The sequence below is a fragment of the Sulfitobacter sp. LC.270.F.C4 genome, assembly GCF_032922545.1.
GTDB lineage: Bacteria > Pseudomonadota > Alphaproteobacteria > Rhodobacterales > Rhodobacteraceae > Sulfitobacter > Sulfitobacter profundi.
This window is the reverse complement of sequence record NZ_CP136692.1, coordinates 3002301-3020622: the sequence shown is the minus strand read 5'-3', so window position 1 is coordinate 3020622 and position 18322 is coordinate 3002301. Positions and strand designations below refer to the sequence as shown.

15 protein-coding genes are annotated in these 18322 nt (G+C 61.2%); 14 read left to right on the top strand and 1 reads right to left on the bottom strand.

Annotation, left to right across the window (positions count from 1 at the left end):
• The first annotated feature begins 162 nt into the window (after positions 1–162).
• The 8 genes from R1T45_RS18675 to R1T45_RS18640 are packed head-to-tail and all read left to right on the top strand — an operon-like array spanning position 163 to position 9842.
• Positions 163–498 (top strand): Hpt domain-containing protein, encoded by a 336-nt coding sequence (locus tag R1T45_RS18675; RefSeq protein ID WP_120350384.1) that lies wholly within the window; start codon positions 163–165, stop codon positions 496–498.
• 12 nt (positions 499–510) lie between these two features.
• Positions 511–2454: a cellulose biosynthesis cyclic di-GMP-binding regulatory protein BcsB gene (locus tag R1T45_RS18670; RefSeq protein WP_317389873.1), complete on the top strand. Its 1944-nt coding sequence runs from the start codon at positions 511–513 to the stop codon at positions 2452–2454.
• 6 nt (positions 2455–2460) lie between these two features.
• Positions 2461–4353 carry a glycosyltransferase family 2 protein gene (locus R1T45_RS18665; RefSeq protein WP_132444961.1) on the top strand — a complete coding sequence of 631 codons (1893 nt, stop codon included), beginning with the start codon at positions 2461–2463 and terminating at the stop codon, positions 4351–4353.
• Positions 4350–5765 (top strand): hypothetical protein, encoded by a 1416-nt coding sequence (locus R1T45_RS18660; protein WP_317389872.1) that lies wholly within the window; start codon positions 4350–4352, stop codon positions 5763–5765. The genes R1T45_RS18665 and R1T45_RS18660 overlap by 4 nt, the downstream gene beginning before the upstream one ends.
• A gap of 4 nt (positions 5766–5769) precedes the next feature.
• Entirely contained in the window at positions 5770–6735 is a 966-nt protein-coding gene (locus R1T45_RS18655; RefSeq protein ID WP_317389871.1) for a PleD family two-component system response regulator, read from the top strand.
• On the top strand, positions 6722–8725 hold the full coding sequence (locus R1T45_RS18650) for an ATP-binding protein (RefSeq protein WP_317389870.1): 2004 nt from the start codon (positions 6722–6724) through the stop codon (positions 8723–8725). Before R1T45_RS18655 ends, R1T45_RS18650 begins: the two co-directional genes overlap by 14 nt.
• The gene (locus R1T45_RS18645) at positions 8722–9081 is read left to right on the top strand and encodes a response regulator (protein WP_067630899.1); all 360 of its coding nucleotides are present in this window, start codon (positions 8722–8724) and stop codon (positions 9079–9081) included. Before R1T45_RS18650 ends, R1T45_RS18645 begins: the two co-directional genes overlap by 4 nt.
• 47 nt (positions 9082–9128) lie before the next feature.
• Positions 9129–9842: a hypothetical protein gene (locus tag R1T45_RS18640; protein ID WP_317389869.1), complete on the top strand. Its 714-nt coding sequence runs from the start codon at positions 9129–9131 to the stop codon at positions 9840–9842.
• Positions 9843–9860: 18 nt separating this feature from the next.
• Here the strand turns inward: R1T45_RS18640 and R1T45_RS18635 are convergent, their stop codons facing one another.
• The gene (locus tag R1T45_RS18635) at positions 9861–10766 is read right to left on the bottom strand and encodes a LysR family transcriptional regulator (RefSeq protein WP_317389868.1); all 906 of its coding nucleotides are present in this window, start codon (positions 10764–10766) and stop codon (positions 9861–9863) included.
• Positions 10767–10923: 157 nt separating this feature from the next.
• Here R1T45_RS18635 and R1T45_RS18630 point away from each other — a divergent pair, with 157 nt between their 5' ends.
• The 6 genes from R1T45_RS18630 to R1T45_RS18605 all read left to right on the top strand — a co-directional run bounded on the left by R1T45_RS18630 (position 10924) and on the right by R1T45_RS18605 (position 18320).
• A complete protein-coding gene (locus tag R1T45_RS18630) occupies positions 10924–11910 on the top strand; it encodes a zinc-dependent alcohol dehydrogenase family protein (protein WP_317389867.1) in 987 nt (328 codons plus the stop codon).
• A 287-nt stretch (positions 11911–12197) separates the two neighbouring features.
• Entirely contained in the window at positions 12198–13178 is a 981-nt protein-coding gene (locus R1T45_RS18625) for a TAXI family TRAP transporter solute-binding subunit (protein WP_317389866.1), read from the top strand.
• 88 nt (positions 13179–13266) lie between these two features.
• On the top strand, positions 13267–15507 hold the full coding sequence (locus tag R1T45_RS18620; protein WP_317389865.1) for a TRAP transporter fused permease subunit: 2241 nt from the start codon (positions 13267–13269) through the stop codon (positions 15505–15507).
• A gap of 110 nt (positions 15508–15617) precedes the next feature.
• Positions 15618–16529, top strand: coding sequence for an AEC family transporter (locus R1T45_RS18615; protein WP_317389864.1), 912 nt, complete (start codon positions 15618–15620; stop codon positions 16527–16529).
• Between the two features lie 118 nt (positions 16530–16647).
• Complete coding sequence (locus R1T45_RS18610; RefSeq protein ID WP_317389863.1) at positions 16648–17238, top strand: helix-turn-helix domain-containing protein; 591 nt, start codon at positions 16648–16650, stop codon at positions 17236–17238.
• A 2-nt stretch (positions 17239–17240) separates the two neighbouring features.
• Positions 17241–18320: an efflux RND transporter periplasmic adaptor subunit gene (locus R1T45_RS18605; protein ID WP_132444973.1), complete on the top strand. Its 1080-nt coding sequence runs from the start codon at positions 17241–17243 to the stop codon at positions 18318–18320.
• The last annotated feature ends 2 nt before the right edge of the window (positions 18321–18322 follow it).

Sequence of the window (18322 nt, the reverse complement as noted above, 5' to 3'; positions counted from 1 at the left end):
GCGGGCAGCACAGAGACTGCCCAAATTCAACGGCCCAAATTTTGCGCGTTCTCTCTTAAAAACGTGGGGATTTACCCTCCACGCCATAATTCTGACAGGTTTCGAACAATAATCTAAACGCGCGATCTATGCCCGGTTGCGGGCTGGTACGAAGGACAATCTGTGGCACCTACCGAGACATATGAGCAGCGCGTTGCCGCCACGCGAAAACGCTTTATCGAAGGGATCCCGGATCGCCTGCAGGCCGTCTCTGACGCACTGCGCGAGACGGACGGGGCCGATCCGCGCGAGACGAAAGCGCGCAAGGTCCACCGCATGCTGCACGATCTGGCCGGGAACGCCGCGATGCTGGAATACCTTAAGATTGAAGATTGTCTGCGCAAGGGGCTGCGCGTCGCCGAAGATGCCGATGAGTCCTCTTCGCCCTTGTCAGCCGATGATGTTCGTATAATTGAGACGGCTCTGGCCGATGCCAATAGCGTCGTCGAAAATATCTAAGAAAGCCTTTCCATGAAGTATCCCGCAATTGGTTTGTTGGCGGCCTTGCTGCCGTTTCAAGTTCACGCTCAAACGACCACGGGTGAGGACGCGGCGCGTGCCCCCGCGGAGCAGGTTCAAGAGGGGCTGATCGCACGGACCTTCGATCTGGCGGAGCTTGGGTTTCAAAACGGCATTTCTTTCCGCCAACTGTCTGGAAATGCGACGATCTATATTCCGCTGCCCGACGCGGATGCGCTGAACTCGGGCAGTTTGCAGCTAGAGCTTGAACACGCCTCCACCACCGAGGTGGACCGCTATTTGCAAGTGTCGGTCGCGGGCCGCCCCGTGACTTCGCAGGCGCTGCCGAATGGGGCAGGGCGCCTGAGCCTGCCCGTGCCGCTCAGCCCCGAAGACGTCTCTGGCGGGTTTATCGCCGTGGGCCTGTCTTATTCCGGCGCCCTTAGTGATCGGGTCTGTGTGGACGAGCGTGCCTCGGGGGATTTCCTTGAGATCACGGCGGCGTCTTCCGTGACGTTGCAACTGGACCCCTCGGAAATCGACACATCGGCTGCCTTCGCGGGGCTGCGTCCTGCGAATACGCGCCTTGCGATCAACGGAAACGATTCCCTCGCCGCTCTGGCTGCCGCGACCCGCGCCGCGGCGTTGTTTGACGCCGAGGCAGGGCGACTGACCTTTGCTGAGGAAACGGCAAGCCCGGCGGGCGCATGGTCCGAAGGTGTCATCCAGCTTGACGTGACTGCCTCTGGCGTGGCGAGTGAGATGGCCGTGGACACCCAAACGGGCCTGCCGGTCTTGACCCTGCGCGGCAGTGATCCGCAGGTGGGGCTGTGGCAGATGATGTCGGAATGGTCGGCCCTGTCGAACACGGATGCGACCGTGGTCGATGTGGCAGGGGCTCAGGCTCTGTTCGATGACCGCTTGCCGCTCTCTGCCTTGCAGGCCGATCTCACCCCGCGCGCCGTGGTTTCGACCGAAGACTTCTTTGTTCCGTTCCAGTCCTCGGACCTTCCGGCGGGCAAGGGCGTGGCCGGTGTTAACCTGCATGTGGCCGCAGCGCTTGATCCCGAAGGGCGCGGGGCGACGGCCTCGGTCTTTCTGAATGACACGCTTTTGGGCAACCGCCCGCTTGGCAGTGGCAAGCCCGAGCAATTGACCTTTTCTGTGCCCAGCGGCCTGCTGGGGCGCGACAACCTGCTGCGCGTGTCGATCCAGCGTCAGCCCACGGGCGGCGAATGCCGGTTCAAACCGCAGGGCTATCCGGCGCAGATCCTGCCTGGCAGCGCCTTGTTGCTTTCCGATGCCGCGCCGCAGGATCAGGATTTCTTTGCCCTGCGGCAAGAGTTCGGCAATGGCGTTCAGGTCGTGCTCGACCCCGATCTATCGCTGGATTTCGCGCAAACACTGCCGTGGCTCGCAGGCGTTGCGGGCAGTGTGATCCCGGACCGTGCCACCATCCTGCCCCGCGCCTCGGTCGACGCGCTTGAAGGGGACGAGCCTTTCTTTGTGATCTCTGAGCAAAACCCCGGAGATGGCGACCCGCTGATCACCTTTGATCAGGGCCGCATTGAGGTGCGCGACCGTCAAGACAACTTGATCTATTCGGGCGAAGACCTGTCGCGCCTTGGTGTGGTGCAGATCGTCACCCGTGGCGATACCCGTGGTCTGTGGCTGCGTCCGGGCAACGGCCCGGCACCGGAACTGACGCCCGAACGTCCCATGATGCTGGACCGGGGCGATCTGGCCCTCATCGGGCAGGACGGGGTGATCCTTGCCACTGCCACTGACCGCAGCCCGCTTGTTGATGTCGTCTACCCTGACCGCACCAGCCTTGCGGAGATGTTGGCCAAGTACCGCCCTTGGATCGTTGGGGCCATCTGGGTGCTGGTGACGCTGCTTGTGCTGATCGTCTTCCAGCGCGTCTACCGCGCGCGTCGCGGCAAAGACGAGACGTAAGTCACCGTGGCGTTGGATGCCGAAAGCGAAGCCATTGGTTCGCTGCTGCTTGACCGTGGCGCGCTGACGGCTGAACAACTCGACGCGGCAGAGGATTTGGCCGAAGACTGGAACGTCTCTCTGGTCAAGGTCCTACTGTCGCGGCGCTGGCTGACCACGCAGACACTCTACCGGGAGATCGCCTTTTACCATGGGCTGACGCTGGTCGATCTGATCGAAGACCGCGCCGATGATGATCTGATCCGGCGGTATGATCCGGTGGTGATGAACCAGTTTATGACGGTGCCGATTGGCCGGGCAGAGGATGGCACCCTGACGGTGGCCACCTCGCGGCCCGGGCCGCGCACACTGCTGCACATTCGCGAGGTCTACGGCACCGGCGTGACCATCGTGGTGGCATCGCATTTCGATGTGTCATGGCAGCTACAACGCGCCTTCCGGGAGAAACATTCCCATGAAGCGGTCTTTGCTCTGGCAGAGCTTGACCCGGATATGTCGGCGCAGAATGTCGTGACCCCGCCGCAGATCTTGGTGATTTACCTCTTGGTCTCGGCCCTGTTGCTGGGGCTGGCGTTTTCGCCAGTGATCACGCTGATCGTGCTGAACGTCTTTCTGACCGTTTTCTACACCGGAAACTTCTTGTTCAAGGCGCTGCTTGTCTGGCTGGGCGGTGCGGCGCAGGAGACCTCATCGCGGGCCATCGCGGCTGAGGCGTCGCTGCTGCGCGACGAAGACCTGCCGATCTATACCGTGCTAGTGCCGATGTTCCGCGAGCCTGAGGTGCTGCCGATCCTTGCCCAAGCGCTGCGCAACCTCGACTATCCGCTGGCCAAGCTCGACATCAAGATCGTGCTGGAAGAGGGTGATCACGAGACGATCGACGCGGCGCGCAAGCTCGACCTCGAAGGCGTGTTTGAGATCATCCGCGTCCCGGCCTCCCACCCGCAGACCAAGCCCAAAGCCTGCAACTTTGCGCTGCGCTATGCGCAGGGCGATTTCCTCGTGATCTTTGACGCCGAGGACAAGCCAGAGCCGGATCAATTGAAAAAGGTCATCGCCGCCTTCAACCAATCCGCGCCCAATACCGCCTGCATCCAGTGCCGGTTGAACTATTACAACGCGCGGGAAAACTGGCTGACGCGGATGTTCACGCTGGACTATTCGCTGTGGTTCGACCTGATGCTGCCGGGGTTGGAGCGTTTGGGCGTGCCGATCCCGCTTGGGGGCACCTCGAACCACTTCCGCATGGATGTGCTGCGCGAGTTGAACGCATGGGATCCCTTCAACGTGACCGAAGACGCCGATCTGGGCATTCGTCTGACGCAAAAGGGCTACCGCGTCGGCGTCATCGATTCCACGACCTTTGAAGAGGCCAATGTTTCGATCCCGAACTGGGTGCGCCAACGCTCGCGCTGGATCAAGGGCTATATGCAGACCTTCCTTGTGCACAGCCGCAGACCGATTCACCTGTGGCAATCGGTCGGCAGTGCGGGGGTCTTTGGCTTTATCTTCTTCATCGGGGGCACGGTGCTGTCGGGCCTGTTGAACCCGGTGTTCTGGTCGATCTTTGCCATTTGGCTGATCTTCGGGACCGAGGTGATCACCCCCTATTTCCCGCTGCCGGTGCTGTATCTTTCGCTGGTCAACCTTTTGGCGGGCAATGGGCTGCTGATCTACCTCACGATGGTCGCGCCCTTCCGGCGCAGATGGACCGATCTGGCCCCTTGGGGGATCACGGTGGTGGGCTATTGGGTGTTGATGACCGTGGCCTCTTACAAGGCGCTGTCGCAACTGATCTTCAACCCGTTCTACTGGGAGAAGACCCAGCACGGCCTGTCCAAACACACCGCCAATGAGGTCGCCGAAGCCAGCGCCGAAGCGACGGAGGCCACGCAATGATCCGCGCTGCCTCTTGGTCCTTTGGCTTTGTCGTGTTGGCGCTGGTGTTCTTGCTCAGCCTCGGCTGGACCGAGGCGCATGGCTTTCTGTCAATGGATGTGACCGACCTCTGGGCCAAGTCCATCGTGCAGATCGACGGGCCGGTGCAGTTCAAGGCCACGGATGCCTTCTATCCGCCCGTGCCCTATGCGCTTTCGCTGTTGGGGCAGGCGGTCTTGCCTGACACACAGGTGCCAGTGCCCTTCGTGCTCTCTGCGCTGGTGGGGGCGGGGCTGCTGGTTATGTGGTTCCTCAATCTGCGCGATACGGGTCAGTTTTCGGGTGTGACTGCGGCTCTGGTCGTGCTTCTGCTGGCGTTGAACCCCTTTTTCCTACGCGCCTTGGCCGATGGGCCTGAAACGATGTTCTGTATCTTGGGCACATGGTTGTTCGCGCGCGGCATCGTTAATCTGCGGCTGACGGGCAACGCGCCGGACATGATGAAAGTGGCCGTGGGGCTGTTGGTGGTGGCGCTTTCGGACAGCTACGGTCTGATGCTCTGCCTGGGGGCGATGCCCTTCATGATCGTGGCGGCGCGGCCCAGCATGATTGCGGCCTCTTCCACGGGGTATCTTGTGGCGATGTTCTATCCGGTGCTTGCCGCCGTGGGGTCGCTGATGTTTGTCAGCATGATCTTCGACAGCCGCCTTGTCCCGCTTTTGTCGGAAACCGCGACGCCGCTGACCCTGCGCGAGCATTTGGTCATTCTGGCCGGGCTTGGCCCCGCGGCCTTTGTCGCGATCCTGCGCAACATCCTGATCCCGCGGCTGTTCATGCCGCTGCTGGCCGCCGTAGGCGCTGTGCTGGGCGGGTATACGCTGAACACATTCTTCCACGTCGAAGGCGACCCGGCCATGGCGCTGGCGCCCATGCTGGGCGTCTTGGTCGCCGCGATCCGCTTTTGGCCCAACCTGCCACTGCGCGAACCCATTGCCATCACCCTGATGGCGCTGTCGCTGCTGACCTCTGCGCTTGTCATGCGCCATGTCGCCCATAACGAAACCCGCGTTTGGACCAATGCAATGCTTGGGAAAGAGAACGCAGCGTCGCGCCCCACGCAGGAAGTTGTTTCATTCTTGCGCGACAAGTCTGAAATTATGGTAGATGTTGAAAAAAACCCCCAGATCGTGGTCGGTTTGGGGAATATAGACCGGCTGGTGATCGCCGGAGAGCCTGCCTACGACTGGGCGCTTGAGGGGGGCGTGCCGCGGACAAACTATATCGTCGTCCCGCGGCAGGCCGAGGGGCAGATCACAGCAGACAGAATTCTGCGCAGGTTCCCGCAGCTGAGACTATCGCAGCTGCCGGGGTATGAGGAGGTTTTTCAAAACAGCCAATGGCTTGTTTTTGAAAGAATTAACGAGTGGAATTAAAATCATGAGCCCACGAATTATCGCAGTTGACGACTCGGACATCGCGCAGGATTTCATCAATGCCACGCTTTCGGAGCTTGGGTTCGACGATGTCGTCAGCTTCATCGATCCCCGCGCGGCACTTGACGCGATCGAAAGCGATGAGGCCGCCGCAGACCTGATCCTGATGGACATAATGATGCCCGATATCGATGGTATCGAACTATGTGCCCGTATCCGCGCCCTAGACAGATGGAGCGATGTACCGATCATTATGCTGACCAGCCGGACAGATATGGGCTCCCTTTCCGAAGCCTTCATGGCAGGGGCCAATGACTATGTCACCAAACCCTTCAACCAGATCGAGCTTCAGGCCCGAATGCGCAGTTGCCTGCGCTTGAAATCAGAGTTGGACCGCCGCCGGTCGGGCGAAAACCGGGGCGCGCGCCGCCGTGCCGTGCAGAGCTTTTCAGAGGCCACGGTGCCCAGCCTTTTTGGCAGCAAGGGCGGCTTTCAGGGCAACCTCATGTCGCTGTCCCCCGCGATGCAAAAAGACCTTGGCCTGATCGTGTTTAGGATCGACGGTGACCGCGATCAATCAGACGCGGCGCGTGGCCAGCGGCAAGAGCTTCAGCACCTTGTGGCTGGGCTTTTTGGCAAGGTCGATATCCCCGCACGGGACGGTTTTTCCCATTGGGAGGATGACCTGTTCGTCTACGGCTCGCTTCATGCCGATCACGCGCAGCTTGAAGCGCGGGCCCAGCAGTTTATCTCTGCCGTGGCAGAGGCGTCGGCCTCTGTGAAAGAAGGCTGGACATCCCGTCCTTTGAGCGTCAGTGCCTGTGTCGTACCGCCCTCCGACGCGGCTGTCGCCACGTCGCTTGCGCGGGGCATTCAGGGCGTCGAAAGTGCTGGAAAAACAGGCGCGACGGGCACAATCTGCCTTGCCGCCAACGATATAGGACATCTGCCAAGGAATGGTCAGCACTGAGCCCACCAACAAAGTCGACGCGGAGCCTTCCTCGCGCTCGCAAACCCTGTTTTGGGGACTGATCTCAACGGTCGTTCTGATCTATTTCGTTGGGCTCGCGTTTCTCACGTGGTCCGACTACAACCGCGCCACGACCCGTGCGGAAGTGGAGCTGGAGCATTTCGCAGAGCTTTATGAGCAGGCGGTCGATGCCTCCCTTTCGGTTGCGAATGTGCGGATGTGGGGGCTCATCGACGAGCTGTCGACCGCGCGTCTGAGCGACCCGGATCAATTCGAAGCGCAATATGGCGCGTTGATGAATTCCGCCGTGCAAGAGACCAAACAGGTCGATGCGCTGGTGCTGATCGGTGCGGATGGGGTCGTGCTTTGGGCCACGATCAAACCTCTGATGGGGCAGTACCTTGGGGACCGGGCCTATTTTCAGGCAGCGATCGGGCTTGATGTTGATGAATACACCGTTGGGGTGCCTATCGTATCGCGCGCCACAGGGCGGCGGCTGACGCCGATTGCATGGCCCTTGATCGGCATCGACGGTCAACCGCGCGGGGTGCTGGCGTCGTCCTTGGGCGAAGACTACTACTCCCAGCTGCTTGCGTTGGACGGGCTGCAACAGGACATGTACGTCGAGGTGGTGACCTCCAACGGAGAGCGCGCCTTTGCCTCGGGGCGGCCCCAGCGTGACCCCGACACGCCGGTGTTCCGTGCGCGCAAGGAGATCCCGGCGCTTGACCTTTATATCGACGTGACGCGCAGCAAAGCGGCGGTCATGCAAAGCTACTGGCAGCGCACGGTGGCGTTTGCGGGCCTTGCGACGATCCTGTTCTTGACGGTGATCAACGCGGCGATCCGCGCCAGACGGCAGTCGACCCAACTGGCGCAGGCCCTGCGCAATTCCGAACGCGACCGCGAGCGCATTCGTGTGGCGCAGAGCGAATTCGACGCGATTTTCGAGAATGTCGGCGACGGGCTGATCGTCTACAATGACAACAACAAGCTGCACCGCTCCAACCGCAAGGCGCGGCAACTGATGGGCGTCTCATCAGATATCGATGCCGTTCAAAAGCTGCGCGGCATGGTCCCTCCCTTCTCGCAGATGGACGAAGACGTGGCCGTTCACCGCGTTCAGATCCCCACGGCAGAGAACGAGAGTGTGGCGGTGCAATGCCGGGTGATGAAACTGCATCTGCATGGGGATTATATCGCCTATAACGTGCTTCAGGATATCTCTGCCGAAGAGCGTCTGGTGGCGGCGCGCACGGCCTTTGTCACCTCGGTCAATCACGAATTGCGCACGCCGCTTACATCCCTTGCCGGGTCGCTTGAAATTCTGCATGACCGCTTTGGCGATACCATGCCAAAGAACGCGGGCAAACTGTTGTCGATGGCCACCCGCAACGCCGACCGGCTTTTGGTGCTGGTCAATGACATCCTGACCCTTCAGGCCATCGACCAACGCCAACTCAGCATCCAAGCCGAGCGGGTCGCGGTGTCGGAAGTGCTGTCAGAGGCGATTGCCGCCAACACCGGCTATGGGGTGAACCGCGATGTGCAACTCGACATTCACGCAGGGCCAAACGCGGCGCAAGAGGCCTATGTGCAGGTGGACACCGTGCGCATGCAGCAGATCTTTTCCAACCTAATCTCGAACGCGGTAAAATATACGCCGCGCGGCGGGACGGTAAAAATCGGCGCCGAGGTGGACGACCAATGGGTCACGCTCTATGTCTGCGATGCGGGGCCGGGCATCCCTAGAACCGCGCATGATCGTATGTTCAAAAGGTTCGCTGACCCTGTGCATTCTCGCGAAAACCAAGCGAATGGCACGGGGCTGGGTTTGGCCATCACGCGGGAGTTGGTGTTGCGACAAGATGGCGATATAAGCTTTGAGACGCGCTCTGAAGAAGACGGAGACGAAAACCCCGGCACCACATTCTATGTGCGGTTCGCCCGTGATACTGGTGCCACGTCCGAGCAGGGGGGTGCGGCATGAGAGTGTTGTTCGTCGATGACGAGGATGACATCCGCGAGTTGATCGAGTTTGCGATCATGACCGAAGATGACATCGAACCGACATTCGCGGCCACCGGGCTGGACGCGATTGCCACGATGGAAACCCAGTCTTTCGACGTGATCATGCTGGATGTGATGATGCCACCCCCCGATGGCATGGAGGTGCTGCGCTGTGCGCGGGCCAATGCGGATTTGGACGACACGAAGATCGTGATGTGCACCGCCAAAACCTCGCCGGAATCGGAAAAGAAGTTTCGCGCCCTTGGGGCCGACTACATTCTGCACAAACCGTTCAAACCGCTAAAGCTGGCGGATTTCATTCGGTCGATCGCCTAATACCTCATCGCGCAGCCCCTCGCGGCCTTGATTAAGCGGAACTTATCATGCCCAAAACAGCACAGATGCCCACACAATCCACGCGGCGCATATGGTCGGGCCTCGTCTTCCTCTCGGCCTTTGCGGCGTTGACCGTGCCGGCAAGCGAGGTGACTTCGGCGGCTTGGCCACGGGGCGAGGACAAAAGCTTTGTAACGCTGTCATATGAAACGACGGTAGATGGCCCCGACTTCGGCGATTACGGCGCGTTTTACTATGAATACGGTGTCACCGAGAAACTGACCTTCGGTCTCGACATCGGCAAAAGCCAAGACGCCGGTCAGGTCAACGCCATCGCCTTTTTGCGCTATCCATTGGGGGCACCTGAGGGGGACAACGTTTTCGCCGCTGAACTTGGTCTTGGCTGGGCCGAGCGCGATGGCAGCGCGGTGGCGGCCCTGCGGCCCGGCCTGTCATGGGGCCGCCCGGTGTCGGGCGCATGGGGCAACGGCTGGCTGGGGGTGGAAAGCACCTATGCCCTCTACGAAGACGGCGAAGGTCTGGGCAAGATCGACAGTTCCTTTGGCATCAACCACGCCAATGGCAACCTGTCGATTTTCAAGCTGGAATTTGCGGCCCCCACTGACGGCGATGACACATTGGCCTTCGCGCCCTCGCATGTGGTCAAAGTGTTTGAGAACAGCTTTCTGGAGTTCGGCCTGTCCCATGAATTCACCGATAGCGTGACCAAGGTCAAAGTCGGGGTTTGGCACAGCTTCTAGGGCGCACGCCGGGCCCTCTCAATCGCGCCAATCGGGGCGGTTGCCAAGGTGGGCGATCAGAAAGTCGATGAAGAACCGCGTCTTGGGGGTCAGCACGTTCGAGCGCGGGTAGACCAGCCAAAGCACCGAGCGGTCATTCATCCGCCAGCCCGGAAGTAGCCGCAGCAGCTGGCCCGAGGCAAGTTCATCCGCCACGCTCCACAGCGAATTGACCGAGATGCCAGCCCCCGCGCGTGTCGCCTCCCGCTGGGCGTCGCCATCGTCCATGATGACGCGGCAGGTCATCTCGCTGGGGGCTAGCGTGGCGGCCTCGCCCTCCGGCCCGATCAGCGCGCGCGGTTCAAGATCGCCCCATGCGATAAAGTGATGACCCCGCAGGTCGGCAGGGGTGTCGGGCATCCCATAGGTCTCCACATAGGACGGCGCGGCACAGAGAACGCGGGTGTCATCGGCCAGCTTGCGCCCCCGCAGGCTGCTGTCGGTCAAAGGCGCGCTGCGCAGGGCGAGGTCGAAACTGCCTTCGATCGCGTCAAATCGGGTGTCGGAGAGGCGCAGATCGAGGGTCAACTCAGGGTAGGTTTCGTGAAACTTTGGCAGCAACGGCATGATATGGCGTTGGGCAAAGCTGCTGGGGGCGGCGAAGCGCAAAATGCCCTTCGGCCCCGCCTTGGTCCCGCCCAGAATGGCCCGCGCGGCATCGGCCTGCGCCAGTATCTCCCGCGCATAGGGCAGAAAGTCGGACCCATCCAGCGACAGCGACACCTTTCGCGTGGTGCGACGCAAAAGCTCAACCCCGAGTTCCTGTTCAAGCTTGGCCAAACGCGCGCTGGCCACGGCAGGGGCCATCCCCAAGGCGCGCCCGGCGGCCGAGATGTTAAGCCGTTCGGCAGCCATGACGAAAAGGCGCAGGTTGTCGATGTCCATGGGGCTGTCCTTGCTGCGGGCTATCCGCAGAGCCAGCATACAGGTGGCTTATATTGTATTTAATATCAAGAAACTGAACTTAGCTCCCGCTGGATTATCTGGCGTATCCCGCTGGTCTATATCTGCCTCAACGCAACATTCAACGAAAGATAGACCGATGAAATCCATGACCCTCACCAGTTACGGCGCTGATGCTCCCTTTGTCGAAGCCGAACTGCCGCGCCCATTGGCCACCCCCGGTCATGTGGTGCTGCGCGTCAAAGCGACGAGCGTGAACACCATCGACACCATGATCAAGGGCGCGGGCAAAGACCTGCCCCTGTCGCCCGATCTGCCTGCCGTTTTGGGCATGGATTTCGCCGGGATTATCGAAGAACTGGGCGAAGGCGTCACCGGTTTCGCTGTTGGTGACGAAGTCTATGGCTGCGCCGGTGGGTTGGCTGATCTGCAAGGGGTCTTGGCCGAATTCATGCGCGCCGACGCGCGGCTGATCGCCCATAAACCCAAATCGCTGTCGATGCGCGAGGCGGCTGCCCTGCCGCTGGTGGGCATCACCGCTTGGGAAGGGCTTCACCGGGCGGGCGTCGGGGCCGGGCAGAAGGTGCTCGTCCAAGGCGGCGCAGGCGGCGTGGGTCATCTGGCGATCCAACTGGCCCGGCATCTGGGGGCCGAGGTTTCTTCGACCGGTACCGGGGATGACCAGCTTGCGGTGATCGAAGGCTATGGCGCGCGGGCGATCGACTTTAAGACCCAGAAAATCGAAGATTATGTGGCCGGGCAAACCGAGGGTCGCGGGTTCGATGCAGTGTTTGACACCGTCGGCGGGGACAATCTGACCAACTCTTTCGCTGCCACTGCGCTGAACGGCCATGTGGTGACAACCGTGGCCCTTTCGGAAATCGACCTGACCCCGGCGCACTTCAGCGGCTTGTCCCTGCACGTGGTCTTCATGCTCTTGCCGATGCTGCACGACGTGAACCGCACGGTACATGGGCAGATCCTTGGCAACCTCGCCACGTTGGTGGATGAGGGCGCGGTGAAACCCTTGTTGGACGAAAAGACCTTTGATCTGAGCCAAGTTGGCGAGGCCTATGCGCGGCTGCAAAGCGGGCAGGCCCTCGGCAAGGTGGTGATTGAGGTCTGACCCGGCCCGAAATCCTCCCGCCCCGCCGCGTATCTTTTGCGGCGGGGTAGGGACTGTTTGCTGCCCTAACTTTCCCTCTGAAGAGGGAGGGTGGGCGGCGAGCGCTAAGGAAATCGTTTTTGACCTAACGGTAGCCTGCCTCTTTCTTCCTCATCTCGCGCTTGGCGGTAAATTCGGTCTTGCCTCTGCATATCAGAGTACAGTTAATTGGCCGGGCAAGCTGAATACAGCAGCGGCGCGCGGCACCCTGTGCCGACGCCCGTTAAGAGCAACCAAGGGAGAGAGACATGAAATTCACAGCAATCCTCGCTGCAAGCACCATTCTGGCAGGCGCTGCCGCCGCTCAGGACGTTGATAAATCCGACTGGCCCAGCAGCTTTACCGTCGGCACAGCCAGCCAAGGCGGCACCTACTTCGCCTATGGCTCCGGCTGGGCGAACCTCGTGGCCAAAGAACTGGGCCTGACAGGCGGCGGCGAAGTCACCGGCGGTCCGATGCAGAACATGGCGCTGGTCCACACCGGCGAGGCGGCCTTCGGCATGACCACGATGGGTCCGGCAGCGGAATCGCTGGCTGGCACCAACCCCATCGCACCCGGTCTGGAAATGACCCAAGCCTGCGCGATGTTCCCGATGTATCAGACACCTTTCTCGGTGACCGCGCTTGCGTCCTCGGGCATCGAAACCGTGGCTGACATTCCGGCGGGCGCCAAGATCGGCTTTGGTCCGGCGGGCTCCACCTCCGACACCTATTTCCCGCGCATGATGGACACGCTGGGCGTCGAGTATGAGCGCCGCAACGGCGGCTGGACCGATCTGGGCGGCCAGTTGCAGGACGGTCTGCTGGACGTGATCGCCTTTGCTGCCGGCGTGCCGGTCCCCGCGGTAAGCCAGCTCGAAGTGCAGACGGATGTGAACATCATCGAGTTCACCGAGGAAGAGCAGGCCAAACTGCTCGAAGAATTCCCGGTATCTCAGTTCGACATCGCATCCAGCACCTACACCACGCTTGAAGCAGATGCGCGATCGGTCTCCATGTGGAACTTCGCCATCGCCAACTGCGATCTGCCGGAATCCTTCGTCAAAGCGGCTGTGGATGTGGTCATGTCCGACAATGAGCGGATGAAGGGCATTCACAAGGCGGCTGCGTCCTCCCTGCCAGAGAACTGGGAAAAGAACACCGTTCTGAAATGGCACCCCGGCGCGGCGGCATGGTTCAAAGAGAACGCGGATGCCGATATTCCTGACGACATGATCTACGGCAACTAAGCTAACGCCTAGACAAACTTGCATGCCGTCCCTAATCGGGGCGGCATCTTGCCATCATCCCGCATGATCGTCGGGAAAGGGAGCTTCCATGACAGACCAGCATAGCGCCGACCCTCAAGGCCCGATTGTCGCTGAAGGGGTTGATGACGAACCCGTAGAAAGCAACCGTCGCATATTCACCGGACGCACCTATCTGGTCGTCGCGGCCATGTCGGCCATCTATGCGTTCTTCCACATGGCCGCGTTGAACGGCATGTCGATTGGCGAGTTGACCGGCATCCGCATCCCGCTTTTGCCGACCTTCCCGATGGAGACATGGAACTTCCGCATCGTGCACATCGCAGGCGCGCTGATCCTTGGTTTCACGCTCTATTCCGCGCGGGGATTTGTCGATGAGGGCACAGGGCAGGGCCGTCATCCGCTGGATTTCGTGGCATGGGCTGCAATGATCCCCGCGCTTTATGCCATCTGGACTGCCTGGGGCATCGCAAGTCAGATCAACTCTGGGGTGCAGTGGAACGGCATGAGTCCCGAGTTCAAGAACCTCGAAATTTACCACTACGGTCTGCCGCTGGTGGGCGCGACGGCCATCGGCATCGTCGTCGGTTGGCTGCGGGGCCGTGAGCGGGGGCAGGTTTCGCCTGCGGATCTGTTGCTGTCGGTCTGTGGCATCGCCGTGGCGATCTATCTGATCACCATGTACAGCACCTTGATGCGCAACTCGACGGGCACGCCCTTCGCGCCCATCGGTATCTCCATCGCCGCTGTCGCAGGCACCGCGTTGATCATGGAACTGACGCGCCGGGTTGCGGGGCTGGCACTGATCGTGATTTCGGGCATCTTCCTCATCTACGTCTTTGTGGGGGACATGCTGCCGGGCTTCCTGAATGCGCCCAACATCCAGTGGACGCGGTTCTTTAGCCAAGTCTACACCGATGCGGGCATCTTGGGGCCGACCACGGCGGTCTCTTCGACCTATATCATCCTGTTCATCATCTTCGCGGCGTTCCTTCAGGCCTCAAAAGTGGGCGACTACTTCGTCAACTTCGCCTTTGCCGCGGCGGGCCGCTCGCGCGGTGGTCCGGCCAAGGTTGCGATCTTTGCCTCGGGCCTCATGGGCATGATCAACGGCACCTCGGCGGGCAATGTGGTGGCGACAGGCTCGCTGACCATTCCGCTGATGAAGAAAGTCGGCTACCCGGCCCGCACCGCCGGCGCGGTCGAAGCCGCCGCCTCGACCGGTGGGCAGATCATGCCGCCGATCATGGGCGCAGGTGCCTTTATCATGGCCGAGATCACGGGCATCCCTTACACCGACATCGCCGTCGCCGCGATCATCCCGGCGGTGCTTTACTTCGTGTCGATCTACTTCATGGTGGATTTCGAAGCGGCCAAGCTGGGCATGCGCGGCATGCGCTCCGAAGAACTGCCCAAGCTCAAGGACATGCTGCGCCGGGTGTTCCTGTTCATCCCGATTATCATCCTGATCTATGCGCTGTTCATGGGCTATTCGATCATCCGCGCGGGCACGCTGGCGACGGCGGCGGCGGCGGTGGTGTCGTGGTTCACGCCCTTCCGCATGGGGCTACGCAGCATTGTCAAAGCCTTTGACCTTGCCGGGATCATGTCGATCCAGATCATCGCGGTCTGTGCCTGTGCCGGTATCATCGTTGGCGTCATCAGCTTGACCGGCGTCGGCGCGCGTTTCTCCTCGGTGCTCTTGGGGTTGGCCGAGGCAAGCCAGTTCCTCGCGCTGTTCTTCGCCATGTGCATCGCGATCCTGCTGGGGATGGGCATGCCCACCACGGCGGCCTATGCGGTGGCGGCCTCGGTCGTGGCACCGGGGCTGGTGCAACTGGGTATTCCGCTGCTGACGGCGCACTTCTTTGTCTTCTACTTCGCTGTCGTCTCGGCCATCACGCCCCCCGTGGCGCTGGCCAGTTATGCAGCGGCGGGGATATCGGGCGCCAACCCGATGGAGACCTCGGTGGCGTCCTTCAAGATCGGCATCTCGGCCTTCATCGTGCCCTTCATGTTCTTCTACAACGGCGCGATCTTGATGGACGGCACATGGTTCGAGGTGATCCGTGCAGGCATCACGGCGATCTTTGGGGTCTATCTGCTGTCTTCGGGGATGCAGGGCTGGTTTGCGGGCAGCAGGGCCGCGTGGTTCATCCGGTTGGGTCTGATCCTTGCCGCGCTGTGCATGATCGCGGGCGGTTTGGTGACCGACCTCATCGGCATCGCGATAGCGGCGTTGATCTTTGCCATCCAGTGGAAGTTCCGCCCCGCGCCCGACGCGCAGATTGCCGTGCACGGCAGCGACTGATCCACGCCCCGGCCCTTCGGGGCCGGGGTGCCCTCAATTGAGGCAGCGGCCCCTGTTGCATCCGGGCCAAGCGCCGCCTAGGGTCCGCGCGATCCTTCCGGGCGGTTAATATGTTCACTATTTTTCTGGCGATCGCGCCGGTCTTTGCGCTGATCCTGATGGGCTATGGCCTGCGACGGGGCGGTATTCCGTCGACCAAGTTCTGGAACCTGAATGACCGGCTGGTCTATTGGGTGCTGATGCCCGCGTTGTTCTTTGCCAAGATCTCGGCGGCGGACCTCAGCGGGGGCTTGGGCGATTATGCCCTGCTGCTCTATGCCGGGTTCTTTGCAGCGATCTTTTGCGGGTGCCTCTTTGGGCGGGCCTATGCCGCGCCGCAGGCCAGTTCGCTGATGCAGGGAAGTGCGCGGTTCAACACATTTATCGGCCTTGCGATTGCCGAGGCCGTCTTTGGCACCGCGGGGCTACAAATCGCCGTTCTGGGCTCGGCGCTGCTGGTGCCAGTGGTGAATGTGACGGTGGTGACGCTGATGACCCGGCAATTGGGCGGCGGTGGCAAGTCTATCCTCAAAGGCTTGGTCAAGAACCCGCTGATCCTTGGCATCCTTGCGGGGGTGCTTTTCAACTTTGCGAGTCTCCACGAAGTGCCCGTTCTGCATGAAAGCGCGCGGATCTTGGGCGATGCGGCCCTGCCGATCATGCTGCTTTGCGTGGGGGCCAATCTGCGACTGCGGGGGCTTTCTGGGTCTGTCTCGGTCATCGGGCTCTCGATCATCGGCAAACATCTGGTGAACCCGCTGGCGGTGCTGCTGGCGGCGCTGGTGTTGACGCCTGCGCCACTGACACTGCAAATCGCGCTGATCTTCGCGGCCCTGCCGACCGGGGTGGCAAGCTATACGCTGGCGCGTGAGATGCGGGGCGATGCGCCACTGATGGCGGCCATCATCACCACGCAGACATTACTGAGCTTTTTCACTCTGCCGCTCACGCTCTATCTGGGAAGCCTGATTTCCGCGCCCTAGGCCCGGACCATGTGTGAAACGCGAATGTGATCTGCGCCTGCCGCATGGCCAAGTATTTACAGGTTGACATATTCGGTCCAACTGTCCAATTGCCCTTGACGACAGCCAAGGAGCCCGCATGACCGAACTTGAAAAGACCGTGCTTGACGCTGCGTTGCATGTCTTTTCCCGCTATGGGGTCAAGCGCACCAGCATGGGCGATCTGTGCGAAGAGGCCGGTGTCTCGCGCCAGACGCTCTACAACCGGTTTCGCAACAAAGATGACATTCTGCGCGGGCTGATCGCACGCTACACCGAATTGGCACTGCAAGAGATCGCCGAAGAGATGCCCAATGCACCCGATCTGGGGGCACAGCTGGACCTGATCTTTGACCGGATGGCGGTGCGCGGCTATGACACCATGCAGGCGATGCCCAACGCGCAGGATTTCATCGCCGGAGCCAATGCGGTCAGCCAAGAGGCGCTGCAATGTTCCGCAGGGCGTTTCCGTGGCGCTATCGCCGAGGTGTTGCAGCCCCATGAGGCGGCGCTCACCCGCAATGGCCTGACCGTCGAGGCACTTGCCGATTTTATCCAGCGTTCTGCCAAAGCCGCCGGCATGCATGCGCTGGACCGTGACCATTTTCTCGCGCAGCTGCGCACCCTCAAACAACTTAGTCTGACCGCCGCCCTTGGGCCCGTGCCGGATGCTATTCATAAGGAAGACTGACCATGGCCAAGTGGCTTGTTAAGACGATGCGCGGTTCGGGCGCAGGGCGGCTATTGGGATTTGCGCTGGCCTTGGCCGGCGGCGTGGCCGCGCCGATGGCCACGGCCGCCGAAATCCCGGTGGTTAAGCTGCAGACGGTCAAAGTCAGCGATGCCGAGATGGAGCGCGTGTTCTTCGGCAAGGTGGTTGCACGTGAAACCGTGGACCTTGCCTTTCAGGTCGGCGGCCAGATTGAGCAATTTTCGGTCGAAGAGGGGGCCACGGTCAGCAAGGATTCAATCGTCGCTCGAATGGATCTAGAGCCGTTTGAACTGGCGCTAGAGCAAGCGCAGGCCAATGACGCGCAGGCCCGCCGGACCATGGAACGCTATCAGAAATTGGCGGGGTCTTCGGTGGCCGAGGTCAATCTGCAAGACGCCGAAACCGCCGTGACGGTGAACGATATCGCCGTGCGCAACGCCGAGCGTGATCTTGAGAATGCCACCCTGCACGCGCCTTTCGATGCGATCGTGGCCTCGCGCTTGGTGCCCAACTACTCGACCGTCAGCGCGGGCACGCCGGTGGTGCGTCTGCATGACATGTCTGAGCTTCGCGTCGAAATTGACGTGCCCGAAACCCTGTTCCTCCGCGCAGGGCGCGATCCGAACGTTCGGTTCATGGCCAAATTCCCGGCGAACGCCAATAGCTACCCGATGCAGATCCGCGAATACAACGCCGAGACGGCGGATGTCGGCCAGACCTACAGCATCACCCTTGGCGCGGACTTGCCCGAGGATTTCTTGCCGCTGCCCGGCGCTTCGGTTGAGGTGCGCGCCACGCTGAACATCGGCGGGTCGAGCATCATCGTCCCCGATTCCGCCATCGTGGTGGGCAATGACCGCGGCACCTATGTCATGGTCTTTGACCCCACCGGCGCACGCGAGGGCACGGTCGCCCGCACGGCGGTTGAGATCACCCCCACCGCGCGCGGCGATGTCAAAGTCGAGACGGGCCTTTCGGATGGGCAAGAGATAGTGGTGAGCGGCGCAAGCCAGCTTGAAGACGGTGCCGCCGTGCGCCGCTTTGTCGGCTTTGGAGACTGAGC